Annotated in this window: 16 protein-coding genes; 1 reads left to right on the forward strand and 15 read right to left on the reverse strand. The window is 41.7% G+C overall.

What is annotated here, in order from left to right; translation table 11 throughout:
• Positions 1-169: 169 nt before the first annotated feature.
• From H9Q79_RS18365 to H9Q79_RS08230, 3 genes are all read right to left on the reverse strand, one after another.
• The gene (locus tag H9Q79_RS18365; protein WP_330596970.1) at positions 170-370 is read right to left on the reverse strand and encodes a hypothetical protein; all 201 of its coding nucleotides are present in this window, start codon (positions 368-370) and stop codon (positions 170-172) included.
• A 95-nt stretch (positions 371-465) separates the two neighbouring features.
• Complete coding sequence (locus tag H9Q79_RS18370) at positions 466-792, reverse strand: glycosyltransferase family 2 protein (protein WP_330596971.1); 327 nt, start codon at positions 790-792, stop codon at positions 466-468.
• On the reverse strand, positions 789-2,048 hold the full coding sequence (locus H9Q79_RS08230; protein ID WP_249329608.1) for an LCP family protein: 1,260 nt from the start codon (positions 2,046-2,048) through the stop codon (positions 789-791). The genes H9Q79_RS18370 and H9Q79_RS08230 overlap by 4 nt, the downstream gene beginning before the upstream one ends.
• Positions 2,049-2,787: 739 nt before the next feature.
• On the opposite strand from H9Q79_RS08230, the gene H9Q79_RS08235 reads away from it, so the two are divergent.
• Positions 2,788-3,954: an IS110 family RNA-guided transposase gene (locus tag H9Q79_RS08235; protein WP_249329609.1), complete on the forward strand. Its 1,167-nt coding sequence runs from the start codon at positions 2,788-2,790 to the stop codon at positions 3,952-3,954.
• Positions 3,955-5,052: 1,098 nt separating this feature from the next.
• Here the strand turns inward: H9Q79_RS08235 and H9Q79_RS08240 are convergent.
• The 12 genes from H9Q79_RS08240 to H9Q79_RS08295 all read right to left on the reverse strand — a co-directional run bounded on the left by H9Q79_RS08240 (position 5,053) and on the right by H9Q79_RS08295 (position 16,302).
• Positions 5,053-5,961: an IS3 family transposase gene (locus H9Q79_RS08240; RefSeq protein ID WP_118648884.1), complete on the reverse strand. Its 909-nt coding sequence runs from the start codon at positions 5,959-5,961 to the stop codon at positions 5,053-5,055.
• Positions 5,958-6,299 carry a transposase gene (locus H9Q79_RS08245; RefSeq protein ID WP_118648886.1) on the reverse strand — a complete coding sequence of 114 codons (342 nt, stop codon included), beginning with the start codon at positions 6,297-6,299 and terminating at the stop codon, positions 5,958-5,960. The genes H9Q79_RS08240 and H9Q79_RS08245 overlap by 4 nt, the downstream gene beginning before the upstream one ends.
• A 197-nt stretch (positions 6,300-6,496) precedes the next feature.
• On the reverse strand, positions 6,497-7,264 hold the full coding sequence (locus tag H9Q79_RS08250; RefSeq protein WP_249329610.1) for a peptidoglycan-binding protein: 768 nt from the start codon (positions 7,262-7,264) through the stop codon (positions 6,497-6,499).
• A 4-nt stretch (positions 7,265-7,268) separates the two neighbouring features.
• Positions 7,269-7,544, reverse strand: coding sequence for a phage holin family protein (locus tag H9Q79_RS08255; protein ID WP_118648656.1), 276 nt, complete (start codon positions 7,542-7,544; stop codon positions 7,269-7,271).
• A gap of 30 nt (positions 7,545-7,574) precedes the next feature.
• Positions 7,575-7,889, reverse strand: coding sequence for a hypothetical protein (locus H9Q79_RS08260; RefSeq protein ID WP_118648658.1), 315 nt, complete (start codon positions 7,887-7,889; stop codon positions 7,575-7,577).
• A 725-nt stretch (positions 7,890-8,614) separates the two neighbouring features.
• A complete protein-coding gene (locus H9Q79_RS08265; RefSeq protein WP_118648662.1) occupies positions 8,615-9,604 on the reverse strand; it encodes a tyrosine-type recombinase/integrase in 990 nt (329 codons plus the stop codon).
• 366 nt (positions 9,605-9,970) lie between these two features.
• Positions 9,971-10,720: a hypothetical protein gene (locus H9Q79_RS08270; protein WP_249329612.1), complete on the reverse strand. Its 750-nt coding sequence runs from the start codon at positions 10,718-10,720 to the stop codon at positions 9,971-9,973.
• A gap of 3 nt (positions 10,721-10,723) precedes the next feature.
• Entirely contained in the window at positions 10,724-11,701 is a 978-nt protein-coding gene (locus H9Q79_RS08275; protein WP_118648666.1) for a hypothetical protein, read from the reverse strand.
• Positions 11,692-12,528 carry a phage tail family protein gene (locus H9Q79_RS08280; RefSeq protein ID WP_118648667.1) on the reverse strand — a complete coding sequence of 279 codons (837 nt, stop codon included), beginning with the start codon at positions 12,526-12,528 and terminating at the stop codon, positions 11,692-11,694. The genes H9Q79_RS08275 and H9Q79_RS08280 overlap by 10 nt, the downstream gene beginning before the upstream one ends.
• Entirely contained in the window at positions 12,521-15,034 is a 2,514-nt protein-coding gene (locus tag H9Q79_RS08285; RefSeq protein WP_249329613.1) for a hypothetical protein, read from the reverse strand. Before H9Q79_RS08285 ends, H9Q79_RS08280 begins: the two co-directional genes overlap by 8 nt.
• Before the next feature lie 194 nt (positions 15,035-15,228).
• A complete protein-coding gene (locus H9Q79_RS08290; protein WP_118648671.1) occupies positions 15,229-15,687 on the reverse strand; it encodes a hypothetical protein in 459 nt (152 codons plus the stop codon).
• A 60-nt stretch (positions 15,688-15,747) separates the two neighbouring features.
• The gene (locus tag H9Q79_RS08295; protein ID WP_118648673.1) at positions 15,748-16,302 is read right to left on the reverse strand and encodes a major tail protein; all 555 of its coding nucleotides are present in this window, start codon (positions 16,300-16,302) and stop codon (positions 15,748-15,750) included.
• Between the last annotated feature and the right edge of the window lie 12 nt (positions 16,303-16,314).

The raw sequence follows: 16,314 nt of genomic DNA on the forward strand, positions 1-16,314 counted from the left end.
ATGCTTCTATTGTTCCGCCAATATTTTGAATTCATGGTACATTTCCGCACCATCCAATTTGGTGTTTTTTTATATTTCTTCCCCAGAAAATATCCCACATACTTACTGGCACTTTTGAGAACCAGTGGAGCTATCAACCAAGGTTTTCCCTCTCTGCAGACATATCTGGCTATTTTTTTACCAGCAACATTCCTTCACCTTCGGAAGGATATTTTACAAATAATTCTGGATACTGTACCTGAGACACCGCCAGATCAAAGTCCCTGTAGAACTGCTGTTTGTTCGTATAATTCTGAGAATGGATCACCCCCGCTTCAGCAACATAAGCAACTGTATATTCTGCCTCTATCACCCTGCCTGCATAAATCATATCTTCATTAAATATTACTGGTCTGGGAAATCCCCCCCAGTTCTACATATGTTTTTCTATCGTATGCCGTACATATAATAGAACAGAAAAATGCCTTAATTCCCATTCCCGGAAGAATTTCCAATTAACTTTTCATCTGCCGGCAGGGCATCCTGGGTCATATAAACCATGATATCTGCACCAGACCTCTCTGCCATCCAATGGCACATACCTCCATGGTCAAACTCTTCTTTTCGAATATGTGTCACTTCACAGCCCGGATATTCTCTCTCATATGCAATATTCCAGTACTGTTCTTCTATATTAACTATAAGCACTTTATGAATCGGATAAACCTGTTTAGCCAGGCGCCGAAGCAGCTCTGGCAGCTCCGGGCCTGGCTTATAAACAGGTATCAAAACATCCACCGTATACTCTTTCATAATCTCTTAATGCCCAACATTCTTTTAATAATCATCACTGTAACCGCTGGCTTCCACATCCGCCTGGTCTTGCAGCTCCTGTGTCCATTTGGGGATTTCCGCACCTCATCCATCCCCAGCGCCGTATCTATATCTTCTTCTCCATAACCACTGTCAATGACAATCTGATAGCTATATCCCTGCACGACCGGTGAAGAAGTATATTCTTCATTCGGAAACAGGAACTGATGCAGACGCGTGACGTTATATTCTAAGGTTACCGGAATCACGCAGTCGCTCCCGGTAATACTTCCGTCATCCGGCATGTGTGCAAACGGAAAACCGTCCTGATTCTCTTCCGGCATGGAGTATGTGAGCAGCGGCTGAATCATAGAAACAATTTTTGAATTGTCCAAATTAGTCGTTACCAGAGGCAGCACCGCGTTCATCACTGCATCCAGGGTTCCCAGATCAACTGTCTTCGCCTTTTCCATGATCTTCGACAGCACCAGCCTCTGACGGCTGGCACGGCAGAAATCATTGCCGGCCGTATAACGGATCCTTGCATAGGAAACTGCCTGACTTCCATTCAAATGGAAGGTTCTTGTCATTGCCCCATCGAATTCATCTGCCGGAGGAACCTCGATCTCTTCATATTCCATATTGCAGGCTTCGGACGTCTCCACATTATAATCATTGAGATGGATCAGCTCTTCCCTGGTCATATCGATGTCCAGCCCGCCCAGCAGCTCAATTGTCGTACAAAGAGCCGAAAAATCTACGGTTACATATTCGGTAATATTCAAATCCAGATTCAGGTTGGCCATGGAAAGAAACTGTTCTGGTCCGCCCAGGTTGTAGGCCGCGTTGGCTTTTGTGTAATAATTTGAATTGCCATAATAATCATCGCCTACATTCAAATAGGTATCACGATACAACGAAACCAGTTTAATACTTTTTTCATTGTGATTGATGCAGGCAATGATCATTGTATCGCTGTTTCTTCCGTCCAATTCATCCCGGGTATCCAATCCTACAAGTGCGATTACGTCAATTCCCGTAAGGGCAGATGTTGTATCCTGCGGCTGCCCGTCTGCCTTATCGCCTGCCGCAGCCCCGCTGTTGACACCATCAGCCATAAACAGCCGATCCTTATCCAGCTCCTGATGATTCACCAGCGTAAACTTTTGTGCCGCCCAGATAAATACAAATAATACGAACGACAACAATAGCAATACGATAATCTCAACTACAAACAGGATTTTTTTCTTTCCCACTCTCACATAATACTATATCTCACGGAAAAGAGCAACAAATTTCTGTTTACAGCGCCTACGAAGGCTGTCGCTTACTGGGTCTTCATAAACATTCAGCCGGGACATAGCAGCCCATGTGCGTCTGTCCCGGCTGATGTACCGGTTAATATCCACCTTCATATCCGGAAGCGTAAGCCTCAGCATCTCGGGAGTTTGACAATTAAATAAAAGAAAAATCCTTGTCAGCTATATGAAGTCTATATTTTTTGTCAATTTCAATATTTTGCATTACACGTTACCTCAAGATACTGTATGATAGAATCAGAACGTCCCCTGTTAGTTTTATAAACATGTATGCCCCCATTCACTACGAAGAGACTCCTAATTTATGGATTTTGAACAATGTCAAAAAAATTGTGACACTATACAAAAAACAATAGCAAGATGCTGACTCTCTTTGCAGAATACCTGAAAAAATCAGGTCTGTCAGAAAAAACTATTACCCGCCACCTAGTATTATAAAGTAGTAGTGTTTATAGTCCCTCTCCAATGCCTATATGCTATACTATCGGAGATACTGTGGATTGGTTCCCGCCCCAGCTACCACACGATGGTTTCAGAAAGGCTCCAGCCACAGTCTCTTTGTAGATTTGTTAATCAGTTAGATACCGCGTGACGGTTTATTTCGAACGAGGCTACAATCGCAGAGAGTACCAGTGGGTTCTAAAACAGTATCAAATACTTTTAAAGGAGATTTACCATGATATACGCAGGAATTGATGTAGCTAAGGATAAGCACGATTGTTTTATTACTAACTCCGATGGCGAGGTGCTGTTTAAGGCATTTACCATCCAAAACAACCGCGATGGTTTTGATGATCTTTATCAGAAGATTACATCCGTTACCGATGATTTAACCAAAGTGAAAGCAGGGCTTGAAGCCACTGGACACTACAGTTATAACATCCTGGGTTATCTTCTTGATAAAGGTCTGGCCACCTTTGTTATCAATCCGATACATACCAATCTTTACAGAAAAAGTCTAAGCCTTAGAAAGACGAAAACGGATAAAGTTGATGCCCATACGATTGCTGCAATGCTTATGTCTGACGTGAACTTAAAGTCCTACTCAGACACATTATACCATAATGAGGAACTGAAGTCACTCACCCGTTATCGTTTTAATAAAGTAAAAGAGCGGGCAAAACTAAAAACTTCGGTCTCCCGTCTTGTTACTATCCTTTTTCCAGAACTCGAGCAGCTGGTATCCACTATCCATAGGGCGTCTGTTTATGCTCTTCTTTCTGATTTTCCGGGCGCGTCAGCAATCGCAACCGCTCATCTGACCAGACTTACCCATCTTTTGGAAACAGCTTCTAAAGGCCGCTGTTCCAAAGATACCACTATCCTCTTTCGGGATGCCGCAAGAGCTTCTATCGCTTCTCCTATGCCTGCAAAATCTTTGGAATTGAAACATACCATAAGACTTATACAGGAACTGACCTCTGAGATGAATGAAATCGAACATGAGATTCAATCTATGATGGATGAAATCAAATCTCCGATCCTCAGTATCCCCGGCATCAGTTACCGCATGGGCACCATGATGATTGCTGAGATTGGTGATTTCAGCCGTTTTGATACGCATGATAAGATACTTGCCTATGCCGGCATGTCACCGTCCACCTATCAATCAGGTCAATTAGAATCATCCGGCTCCCACATGGAAAAACGTGGTTCCCGCTATCTGCGCTACGCACTATACAATGCAACCAAGTATGTTTGTCACTGGGATTCAACCTTTGCTGCCTATCTCTGGTGTGGTATAAAAAAGTTGACAGCTTATTCTCTTGGTTTTATTATGAAATCCTTGAGAATAAGCTGTCAACTTTTTTATACCACACCATTCAAAAAATCTTCATTTTAGACTTGACTTTTAATAGTTAGTCTTTCAAATATCGATTTTTATATCAATACATATCTACTTCGTGAAGGTGATATATGGCCCTGAATCCATTGATGATTTCCTGTGCGACTTCTTCATTCACAAATGTATGTGGTCCACCACTGGAACTATTAAAAGCACTGCAGTAAGTGTAAAAAAATTTTATAAATGTATGTGTGATCACGGCAAGGTAACAAGAGAGGATTATGTTTTTATTGTGTTCCGCTATCGAAAACGACATGAATACATGGCAGTATGGCTGCTCTATCTTTAATGGTCCGGATGCACCTCATCCAATCTTTTTCCTATAACGGTCAGGGAAAACTAAAATGAGATTTGGATGGACGAAAAATAAAAATTCAGCTACTTACAGAACTGTCAAGCCTGTACATAAAACTTTCTGTTCAGACAGGTTTATCTGTGAGATATACGGAGTCACAGATCCGAAAGCATGGGCTAAGGTACAAGTCCGCTTGATGAATGACGCTGAAAAAGATGATGATGCGACATTTCTTATCGAACTCTGTGCAGACACTGACCTGATACTTTAACGGAGGTTACCTTTTCCTGCAGGAAGTCTACTATGATCATTGGCTCGATAAGTTCTGCCGGGCGATTTCCGCCAGGTATTATTACGAGTATGATTTGAAATTAGTTGGTTTGCCAACACTTCAAAAACCTAGGTAATTATTATATGGAGCAGACAGAGATTTGACATCCCTTCACATGCCTCATCTTCCTATCTTTAAACCATTAAAAAATGGGTTCCTGATGAACCGGTGGTTTACATCGATGACAGTGATGTTTTAAAATCCGATAGATATAAATCTGCTAATACCATAACATTTGACGGTATACAGCAAAGCACGGCTCTGCTTGGTCATGCAACCTTTGCTATGGATCGTGGCAATGATGTTTCTAAAACTTGATGAACTTGGACAAGATTTCGTAATCCGCTTGAATTCAAACCGCAAACTTTTTTAACATAATAAATGGACACCTGCTGCCTTTACACTCGCATTTTCTAAAGACTGATATTGTCAATATTGGTTGACACATTTATCTCAAAGATATCACTGCCTATGCAGCCTGTTCCAGAGATTGGTAGTATCTCTGTCGCTTAATTATCGGAGGAAGCCCACCGTTGGCAGAGCAGATCCTCCTGTTATTCCAGTAACTGATGAAGTATCTCCAAATGAGAACCTTCAGTTCCTCTATGGTCATAGTCTCCGTATTGTAGCGGTCATAGAGAAGCTCACTTTTCATTCTGGCCCACATGCTTTCGCATCGGGCATTATCGTGGCACCTGCCACCAGCACTGTTCATGCTTTGAATAATACCGTATTTAGCAAGAGCCTTACGATAAGTTTCACTGGTATATTGTGTTCCTCTGTCAGAGTGTACAATAGCCCCTCGCAGATCAGGATATGCCAGATAGGCATTATCCAGGGTATGCTCACACAACGTTGCTTTCATGTTGGTTTCCATTGCCAGACCAAGGACACCGGAATCAAAGCAGTCAAAGATAGCTGAAACATACAGTTTCCCATCTTTAGCCTTGATTTCTGTAATGTCAGTTACACATTTTTCAAGTGGCTTGTCGGATTTGAAATCTCGCTTCAGAAGATCATCTGACTTACGAGCTTCCCGATCAGCCTTGGTAATACCATTCGGCTTACGCTTTGGTTGATGACTAAGGCCTATTTCATCCATGACCCTGTAGACGGTTCGCTCACTGGGAATCTTGAGTCCTTCCGGTTTCTTAAGGAGAAGTGCCTGATACATGCGAATGCGCCCATATGTATCATTGTATTCATCTTCAGTATGGATTGCTATCATAGCATCAGCGAGATCCTGATATTTCCAGGGCCGGTCTTTATTAGCAAGATATTTGTAGAACCCCTGGCGGCTGACACCAAGCATCCGGCAATAGAATGAGAGTTTTCCCTTAATCGCGCCGTCTTCCGTTTTTATGGCAATGAACATCATTCTTTGGTTCTTGCTGACTTCCGACGGCTGGCTGCGAAAAAAGCACTTGCTTCCTCGAGAAATTCATTTTCCTCTTTTAGACGCCGGATTTCTTTATCCTGATCCTTAACACGTTTGCGGAGCATAGCAAGTTCCTCAGCGAGACTCATGGCACTTTCTGGAGTATGTGCACCGTCGCCAATATCCAATGTACCGGCTCTAACTGCTTTCAGCCATGTATGGATGGTTCCTTCTGGAATACCTAATTCTTTGGCTGCCTTAGCACCGCCGATTTCTCTGGCAAGTTTGACAGCCTGGATCTTATATTCGTGGTCGTATTTACGTTGAGTACGTGACATTGAGAGTTCCTCCTTATTCTCTTTATTATACATGAATTCTTTGAGAATAAGGTGCCAACTTTATTTATACGACATCAGACTTACATAAATTTTTATTACTCTTCCTGAATGGGTTTCGGTTTAAAAGCTAATATTTAATAAAAAATTATAAAAGTGCCTGCAAAAGATACAATCTCCGCAGGCTACTTTTTCAAGATTTATAACGCGATAAGATCATTCCAGGTTTTGGGCCCAACAATCCCATCTACTTCTCCACAAGCACCATTTCTATCCTTCTGATATTGCCTAACCGCATTATCCAGCAGCGGGCCATAACTCTTATCTAATCCTCCAGAATAATATTTTCGGGCCATTAATATTTCTTCTAACAATAATACTTCGTTACCTTCATCTCCAATTTGTATTTGTTTTACTTTAAACATATACACACCTCCTTCACTATTCGGGCCTTCATTATTTTCTACTCTTTCATTTTTATCCATAAGGTAAAACACTTTGATTTGACCGGAAAAATCTCTCCATGAATGCCATCCGTCACGTGATTCACAAGCTGGGTCATATACATATGCCCCACTACCATCATATTCTGTCACACATATGTAATGGCCTCCAGATGTAAACGTACCTGGTCCCATCAACAATATCGCATAACACTTGCCTGTTAGCATTGCCGCTTTCCATACGTTTTCAACATTACCATCCACAATTCCATATAAACTACTGGTATTTAGTTGTCTTCCATTATAGCCATAAGCGTTTAGGCATTTGCCAATCCCGTTCCACTCTGTGCCATGCCCATTTACACTATATCCTTTATTAGCAAGCCATGACGCCGTTTGATTGGGAAATACCCCGATAATATCTGCACATGCTGTTGGTCCACATCCTGAAACAGACATAGGTTCACCAGCATATATGAAACTTCCCCACCGTTTATCTCCTTGTTTAAAATTCTTACATCCCATTTTCTTAGCCTCCTTCACTCGAATTTGGATATAAAAGATTTCTCAGCATTTCATATAGACCCGTTGACGCTAACCCCGAAAACATTCCTTTCAATATAATTTCCACATCAACAGAAGGTAAATTTATAATTATACTTAAAAATAGACCACATAGCATCGCAATCAATGGTATTAATCGATTCGGTATTGCTGGAACAGCTATCTTTATCGTAAAGCCCACCATCAGGCAAATGCCTACAACTATTGGACTTAAATAATCCATCAAAAAGGTTACATCCATCTTTTCATCTCCTCCTTATCGTTTAAAATCTCAAATATAACCAGAAATTACGGCAATCAGGCCAGTAACAAAAGTCCCTGCCAATGCCGATATAATTGCCGTTAATACTGTCAACCGAACACTTTTCAACTGTTCTACTGGTTCACCTTCCAATTTTTTAAGTCTTTCTCCCTGATCCTTTTGTTCTTGTAACATGTTTTTCATGTTAATGGCCAATTCATTTACTGATAAAACCAGATCATGCATCGCCTGATTGCCTTTTTCCAAATTTTCTATGCAATGTTCTATATTTAATATTCTCACAGATTGATTTTCTAATTTAATCATCACCTCTTCGTCGTTCATAATTCTTATCACCTTCTTTCATTCATACACTAATTACCAAAACAGTAATATCGTCAAATACGAAAGCGTAATGTTATCGAATATAAATAATACAGACTATATGATGTGGAATAATGTTCCTGAAAAATATGGGAAGATAGTTAACATATGGAACGATGATCGTAACACTTCAGTGCCTACTATAACCGGTTTTTCCTATGCTGGCGTTGGATCAAGGAACATAGTGATCCATTTTTCATCCGCATATTCAGGAAAGGTGTGCCTGGGACTGTTGTATATGCCTGGAATTTAAGTAGGGCCTGTTATTTTCGTCCAGTTTTTATCGATGATCCCGTTTTTGTAGGTCATATAATAGATGTCACCACTCAGCTCAAACGCATATTTTACCTGTCGTGTCCATCCTTCGGAGCCATACGGCAGAATAAAGGCTAGGACAAGGCCCGGCCATGCAGACGGAGCTCCGGACGTATTCGAACCATAAGGAAAAAATGATGGCCCCCAGCATTCGTAGAGCAGATTTTTTCCCTGCATAACAGCGGTATCAATACGCAGAGCTTTACCATCTGAATTTTCACCGCCGTTTGCAAAGATATCAAAATTACTGTTTAAACTATCTTTGTTAGTTTTAGCTTATTTTCCGCTAACTGTTACATATATTCAAAAATATGTATAAAAAACTAAGCCGCCCTTTCAGCCGGACAAAAAATTCATATTACATTATCTCATTAATCTACCAAACGTCGGAACGATGCCTTGACCTCTGCTGCCCGGACAGTCACGTAAATCATAGTCGTTTCGGGCTTAGCATGCCCCGCATAAGCCTGCAGTTCCTGTAAGCTCATTCCCCTGGCACTTGCATCTGTCAACAATGTACGACGGAATTTATGTGGATGCGCATGTATACCGGCGGCTTGTCCCAATTTTCGCAGCATGGCCTGCACTGCTTTGGATGTTAATCGTTCATGCGGTGCCTTCAAACTAACAAACAGTGCTTGATTTTCATCTACCCGTTTTTCCAGATACTTACGCAAATGATAAGCGGCCTCTTCTGTCAAACAGACTACCCTCTCTTTTTTGCTCTTTTTTCCATAAACAATCACCTCTCGACCTATAAAATCCACATCTGATCGGTTTAAGGCTAATACTTCCCCTATACGTCCGGCCGTGCTATACAATACTTCCATCAACGCCAAATCCCGCTCTGTCTGCGCTATGCAACGCAGATGTTCACGCTCTTCAGCTGAATATGGGCGCTTAATTCTCCGTGGAACTTTAACCCGTTTCAGGCGCCGCGCCGGGTTACCCGATATATATCCTTCATCTGACAGCCAACTAAAAAAACTGCTGATGTAGTGCCTCAATGTTTCCAGATAAGACAGAGATATTCGACGCCTTTCCTGATACATCGCGAGGTAATACCGGAGATCATTTGTCGTAATCTCCGGTAACCGTTTCCCTATGGTTTGCATCAGCATCCGGACACATCGGTCATAGTTTTCAATTGTTCCTTCTGAGCAGTTTTCAAGGCGCTTACTTGCCAAGTACAATCGCAACGCCTTTTCCCATCGTCGTTCGCTTACAATTAGATCAGTGCGTTCTTTCTGAAGCACTAGACCATGCGTCTTAATGATTAACACATTTTCCAGCCTTTGAAGTTGTTCCTGGCTCAAATTGTCTTGCATAGCCTCCAGAATTTCCTCGATCAACTTCTCCATTTTATCACCTCCTGGTTCATAATATCATGGACTAAGAAGTTTCCAAAACAGTAATTTAGTTGATGGCTATACTCATCTGCAAAGTAACGTATACGGACAGCTCACGCTACCCAACGGGTTTAAAGCAATTTTTGGCGCTTATCCATTTAGCGGATTGGCACACGATGCCACTACAGGCGGATATACGCATGACATCGACTTGTCACCTTATAAATTGACAAATCCGCTCTGGGCGATTGCGGCATCATTTTACCCCGGCGGCTATCCGAAAGTAACCGTCCATGCACTAGATCGGCAGTACCTTAAAATAGGCTGCGAAGTTAACGTTGCGGGCGGGTCGATCTACTGGCTAGTTATTGGATAGACTTACATAGCTTTTCCCCAGACCAGCCAGAGTACATATTGTCCACTGTTCACGTTAGCTATAACCGTATATCCTCCGTAACTTACACGCTGGATACTCTTGACATAATTATTTGTTCCATCCTGTACAGCAAAAACATTCAGCAAAATATAACCATTTTTATCATTGATATGGCACCAATCCGATGTAAAAGTGACCGTGCGTTGCTCCGTAGATATGAGTCCGCCTAAATTACTGTTTAGTCTATCAATCTCCTCCCTTACCATTCTCAAATCAGCAATCTCTGTAAATCTAGAAACAATTTCTTTTACTGTTATTCCATTATATTCTACAGAATACAAGGGCATCTCATGTAAAGTCGCTCCCTTTCTTATATCACCTATCATTGCTGTGGGTTCTACTGGTATCTCTGTGGTCTCAGCTCCTTTTTTCACAGCTACTTCTACGCTTTCAATCCCTGTTTCTGCATTTTTTTCATAACGTGCCACTATAAGATCAATTCTCTTATTTCCCTGGGTTCCATTTTCCAGTACAACACTTTCATAAGTTCCTGGCAATATCCTATAATGCACCCCCTGCATAATTCCTTCTCCGTCATAGATTCTCAGCTCATTATTGGATATTAGTGAATATTCAAACTTTCTTCCCACTGTCAAGACTCCGTCCTTGGCAGAAAAAATCCCCTGATTAAAACTACCGGCATCATTAGCCGTTATATGCGGCCTTCCACCATAACCTGTTACAATATTCATAACTTATTCTCCTTCTATTTTATATTCAACATTAGCTTTTTGATTTTTTAATTTCAATACTTTGCCTACAACAGGCTTTTTTACATATATCCCCGTAATATAGTCTCGGCCCGATATAGTATCTCCTATTTCAATTCCAAAGTCGCCAACATCAGCAAGTTCCGCTTCAAATCTTTTATAATCCATTAGTTCCGTAAATTTCTCAGTTCCCTTGTCCACCATCTCATTTACTTCGCAATTTACCTCATAGACAACTACTCTTTCATTTCTACCTTTATAATACTGGTTGGTACCAATGCTTCCGTCCGGCTGCGCATATAAATGGATCACTGGTCTGGGATCCATATCATCCTTTCCCAGACAAATCATATGGTTGAATTCTCTTCTACTTTCGAAACAGGTAAATTTCAAACGGCTATCCTGACTCATTTCTACTCTATCACTATAGTCTACAGAAGGCACTGCTTCATATTGTACATAACCCCCATATCGATTCTGTATGTAGATTAATTTCAAGCGATATTCGACAGATCTCAAAATTCTGTTAATTCCTTCGAGGAGCGTACAATAGGCTTCTAGTTTGAAATCAGTTACATAAGTTTCCGTGTTATGTACCGCCACCAGCATCAAGCTGTCAAATTGCGATCCAATCAGTTGTTCAAGCACATTATTTAGTTCTCCACTGACAGCCTTATAAGACTGCCCTGCATCTGGCAATATAACTTTTTTATTCAACATTCCCCGCCAGGTATCGCCACGCACATAGATAATCCCGTCATCGGCAACACTTTCTATCTCCTGTATAATTCCTCCATATTCAGTTCCTGGCACATACAGCATTGATCCATAGTCTAGCCTGTTCTCCCAGTTTAGATAAGAAACAGATAATTCAAAGTCATTCTGTAAACCCAATTCTATATCTATATCCTCATATACATTTCGGATTTCTCTTCCGTCAGGAGCTGCAAGTATTAATTCCATTTGGGTTCACTCCTTTCATGAAATAGGATAATATCAAACCCGAAATTGCCCGACCAGTTTATCTGATGTATACCGGCAGGTATTTTTTCGAAAATACTTTGTTCCTTTAACCGGTTATTATATTCACTGATTTTAGTTCCGTCATTTTTCACCCGGCATACCGTATGCTCCTTGCTGTCTATCACAAGGTATTCTTTTTCCTCTATAGTTGTATATACTTGATACGCCTGATTTTGGATATAAACCGCAGGGTCAGATGCAGGGCCATAAATAATCATTTTGAAATGGCTATCTGTGTAATGGTCATTTTCCAAATAATCAATTCCCCTTTTTAAGGGTGTCATATCATATGGATAGTCATAAGCATAATCCAGATTTCCAGATCCCTTTGGGATATCCTGTTTTTGATATGTAGCTTTTCTTTCCACTATCCAGAATGGATACGGTGCATATACCGTTACTTCTTTTCGCACTTTGTTATATTGATCTTTCAAGTCTTCATAAGCGCCTTTTATAACAAAACAATTGATATATTGATCTTCTAAATATAATTTCCCTGTCTTTTTTGCTAGAATATCCTGCTCTACCACTTCAAAAAATTTTGCCATGCTATCAGCCCGCTCTGCCCGGCTACCGGTAAAATCAATTTCCATTTTATATTCAGCTGCTTTTTTCCCAAAACCATTGATAAAACTACCTAATTCTTGCTTAATTTCTTCCACGTCCCAGGCATAATCATATAATTCCGTTTCTTTTAGCAGCAGACGCGCCGCGCGTCCGGACAGATCAAAAACATCGCCTGTGGTTCCGCTCTCATATTTAACCACTTACAGCCACCCCCATTTCCTTCAACACACGCCCAAATTCACGTCCATTTAGTTTCATGCTCAAATCCATAGAATGAAGGGCCGTAGAGAAAGCACGAACTAAATTACTATAAGTCAAACCATTTTGTTCATTTTCCCTTAGCAAACTATCTGCTGAGACTCCATCTTTTTTCAGATCTGAAAAGTCCATAGCCCTTGAAACTGCCTTCGAAACCTCTGATCTGGCATTTTTAATTCCTAAAGAGTATCCCTCCATACTATTAATTCCCATCTCTCTGAACACTCTTGACGGAGAATTAATTTCCAGTTTTTCCTTGGCTGCATTAACTGCTGCCGCGGCAATTTCTGTAGCGGCTGCAATAACGGTTGAACGCCCTTTTAATATACCTTCTGCCAGAGCTGAAGCCGCATTTGACCCATAGCCTTTTATGGCATTGAGATTTAATCCTGTCTCAATCATGCCGACTGCAACTCTCCCTGTTTCTCCCGCCGCTATCCTGATGATTCCCATGTTCTCGCGCATACCCTGTGATAGCCCAAGATTCAGATTTAAACCGGCATCTTTCGTCTTCCAGGAAGGAGAATTGACTCCCAGGCCCGAATCAATAGATTCTATCGTTTTAATGCCCAAATCTTCTCCTGCATCCAAAGCCTGCTGCTGTGCCGCCTGCATCCCTTCCACAAGTCCCAGGACGCCATCCGCTCCGCTGGCATTCAGAAGTTCAGACATACCTGCAAATCCTTCTGCTATCTTCTCCATACCGCTTCCCATCAAAGCTTGTCCCGCGTCATTTGTAACGTTCAGAATTTGTTCTTTTAACGCCCATTTGTCATTTAATTCACTGATTTGCCCCTCACCGGCATCTACAATTGCCTGTACAGCTGATCCAGCCTGGGGCCCTGCCTCAATAAGCGTCTGTATCAAATCCTCATTAATTCCTCTACTGATCAATGTATTCAAGTTTTGTTCCCACGTTTCAACCCCATTAATCTGAGAATCCAGTCCGGCAAGAATTTCCTCCATGGATGTTGCTGCTCCAGTATTTAAAGTTTCAAACAGGCCAAGCTGACTCGAAATACTGTTCTGCAGGTTTTCTTCCATGGCTAATACGCTGTTAGTAAAGTCAACGGCCATCTGCTGCTGTTCTTCCGTAAGATTTTGATAAGCCTCAAGCTCCTGGCCGGCAATTTCGATACTCGCCAAAGAAGCTTCATTTTTAGCCTGCATGGCATTTACCCGCTCTCGCTCCGCTTCAGCAGCTTTCTGCGCTTCTTCTTTCAGCTCTACAGATTTCTCAATATACCCGTCTGCAGTCTCCGTCGCACCAGCCACGGCCTCTGATTGTTCATCAATTTCTTCCTGCAGTCCTTTTTCAGCTTCTGTCAGTTCCCCAATCTGGCGTTGCAATTCCACTTCCGCATCCACTACGGATAATGTTCTTCCTTCAACTTCCACATAGCTATTCTGCAGTTCATATATTTTGCCTTCATATTCGCCCAGATTGTCGGCCCCTTCATACATAGCCTTCTGGTAATCTTTCTCTGCCTGTCGGAGAGCCTCAACTCTTTCGATCTCTCCTTCACGAATCTTTTCCAGCTCATTCTCTTTTGCCTTACGTTGATTTGCAATCTCAGTCTGCGCTTCCTGCGATTCATTTAGCTTCATCTGCGCCTGTACCAACTCATCGTAAGAATCTGCAGCTGCCCTGTTATAAGCTTCGGCTAATGACATCTGCTTCATGTTGTCAATGTAGCTATATATGGCATCCATACCCATGTTTATTTTGCCGGTTACAGAGTCTATTTCCAATCCCATTTCAGGAAATAGAATATTCAATTTTTCAACTTCCTGGGCCATTTCCGCCTGATTGCCTGCAGCCGCCCCACCGCTGTCAATGAGTTTTTTCAAATTATTTGCTGCCTCTAAGGCATAACCAGAAGTAACCGCTGAACTCGCTCCAACACTGGCTATACTTTCATCTGCGCTATTAATCGTTGCAGAAATGCTCTCCTGCGACTTATTTAGTTCATCTTTTAAGTCTGATGCAGAATCAATCAGAATATCCGTATCGGATTTAGCAACTTCTATATTTGAGGCCAACAACGCAACTACTCCAACAAGCGCACTCACCCCAACCGCCATCCAACCTACGGGAGATGCCGTCATCGCCGCATTTAGGCCTAACTGTGCGCCCGTGGCTGTATCTGCTGCAGCCGCATAACTGGCAGCCTTGAGAATGAATTCCCCAACACTTTCCGCCGTTTCAGACATAGTTTTTATAAATCCCGCAGCTTCTTTTACAGCTAACATGCCTTCAAGTGCACTCGTGGCTACTGCCGCGACGGGAGTAATCGCCTCAATTTCGCTTGATAAAGCCTGTATGCCATTCTGGGCCAGAGGAAGAAATTTCCCCAAGACTGGATCAGCGATTTTTTTCTGGAACGTATTTCCTAACACTTCCAGCTTTTTCGTAGTATCATTTATTGATTTATTTATATCTGCCATAATTTCTTCTCCTAAAAGCTATAAGTCTAATAAAGAAACTTCTTTTTTCTCTTCAAATATCATCCGCTTCACCTTGAAATTATGCATTTTTTTGTATTCTTCAAATAGATCACACCACTTTCCAAAATACATGTGCGCTAACTCTGGCTCACGATATCCCACCTGCATGCCAATAAAGACGATCCACGCAAAGTTTATTTCTCCAGACTCTTCTGCTCTGTCTTCCGGACTGCCGTCTTCCTCTGCGTGGATTTCCCGTTTTTTCGCACAAAACACCTCAAAAATTCTTCATGAAGCTTTTTGCCCAGCTCCATAGGGTTTAAATCCACCTCTCTCAGAAGCTGCTCTTTGGTCAAACTTCTTCTGGGTTCATCTTTTTCTTCCGCTTCTATAGAAAGCCCTTCTTCAACCATCAGAAATAGTGTCTGATTCACAGCCTTTAAATCAGGCATTTCATAGACACCCAACAGCAGACCTTCCTCTGTTCTTTTATAATTGCCACTTTCATCTTTTGCAGGTACAAATCCATTTAATTTGTTTTCAAAATCTGACAGGCTGCCAAATTCATCCTGGATTCGTTCCAGAACAAGCATGTCACATTTAATAGGGTACTCCTTATCTGATAATCGGATATAATTTAATTTGTCAAACATGTTTCTTCTCCTTTTCCAGGGGCGGCTGCCTGCCGCCCCCCGCAGACTCATATATTGTATTTACGCAGTTACTCCAAACTGTCCATTAATCCATTCAAGGGCCGCTGCCTCTGTATCAAAGATGCCCACAGATTTCCATTTGCCATCTTCCATCGCAAGCGCACGGCCAGTTATTGAAGGTGTTTTATACTCTATTGCATCTCCTTTGGTAGCATAGTCCTCAGAAGGCTCAGAGAATTTCACTTTACTCAGGAAATTACCTGTATAAGAACGTACCCCATCTACCTTTTCAACTGTAATCCATCCCATTCCCACATAGTTATTCTCATCATTTGCGTTGAATTCAATAGATTTTCCAGTTTCCGTTTCTACTGTATGTCCAAACATATCGTGATGAGCCTGGATCGGAATTGTGCTGGTATTGAGCGTAACATCCGCATAGTTAAATACTTTATCATACTCAGCCTGAATATCATCTGCATTTAATGCCCCCTCGGCATAGCTCGGTGTTACCTGCAGACCAATTGCCTTTCCAAAAGCAAAAGGTGCGCTGTATTTACCCGTTTCCGTATCCAATTTTCCAATGATCGGTTTTCTTAATCCAATATAAGCCATTTTTAGTCCTCT

The organism is Wansuia hejianensis (genome assembly GCF_014337215.1).
Classification (GTDB): domain Bacteria; phylum Bacillota; class Clostridia; order Lachnospirales; family Lachnospiraceae; genus Scatomonas; species Scatomonas hejianensis.

Bases quoted from the DNA above. Each gene is read 5' to 3' on its own strand.
- H9Q79_RS18365 (WP_330596970.1), bottom strand. From the start codon at position 370: ATGATTTATGCAGGCAGGGTGATAGAGGCAGAATATACAGTTGCTTAT.
- H9Q79_RS08290 (WP_118648671.1), bottom strand. From the start codon at position 15,687: ATGTTTGACAAATTAAATTATATCCGATTATCAGATAAGGAGTACCCT.
- H9Q79_RS08245 (WP_118648886.1), bottom strand. From the start codon at position 6,299: ATGTCACGTACTCAACGTAAATACGACCACGAATATAAGATCCAGGCT.
- H9Q79_RS18370 (WP_330596971.1), bottom strand. From the start codon at position 792: ATGAAAGAGTATACGGTGGATGTTTTGATACCTGTTTATAAGCCAGGC.
- H9Q79_RS08270 (WP_249329612.1), bottom strand. From the start codon at position 10,720: ATGAATATTGTAACAGGTTATGGTGGAAGGCCGCATATAACGGCTAAT.
- H9Q79_RS08265 (WP_118648662.1), bottom strand. From the start codon at position 9,604: ATGGAGAAGTTGATCGAGGAAATTCTGGAGGCTATGCAAGACAATTTG.
- H9Q79_RS08285 (WP_249329613.1), bottom strand. From the start codon at position 15,034: ATGGCAGATATAAATAAATCAATAAATGATACTACGAAAAAGCTGGAA.
- H9Q79_RS08260 (WP_118648658.1), bottom strand. From the start codon at position 7,889: ATGAACGACGAAGAGGTGATGATTAAATTAGAAAATCAATCTGTGAGA.
- H9Q79_RS08250 (WP_249329610.1), bottom strand. From the start codon at position 7,264: ATGGGATGTAAGAATTTTAAACAAGGAGATAAACGGTGGGGAAGTTTC.
- H9Q79_RS08255 (WP_118648656.1), bottom strand. From the start codon at position 7,544: ATGGATGTAACCTTTTTGATGGATTATTTAAGTCCAATAGTTGTAGGC.
- H9Q79_RS08295 (WP_118648673.1), bottom strand. From the start codon at position 16,302: ATGGCTTATATTGGATTAAGAAAACCGATCATTGGAAAATTGGATACG.
- H9Q79_RS08235 (WP_249329609.1), top strand. From the start codon at position 2,788: ATGATATACGCAGGAATTGATGTAGCTAAGGATAAGCACGATTGTTTT.
- H9Q79_RS08275 (WP_118648666.1), bottom strand. From the start codon at position 11,701: ATGGAATTAATACTTGCAGCTCCTGACGGAAGAGAAATCCGAAATGTA.
- H9Q79_RS08240 (WP_118648884.1), bottom strand. From the start codon at position 5,961: ATGATGTTCATTGCCATAAAAACGGAAGACGGCGCGATTAAGGGAAAA.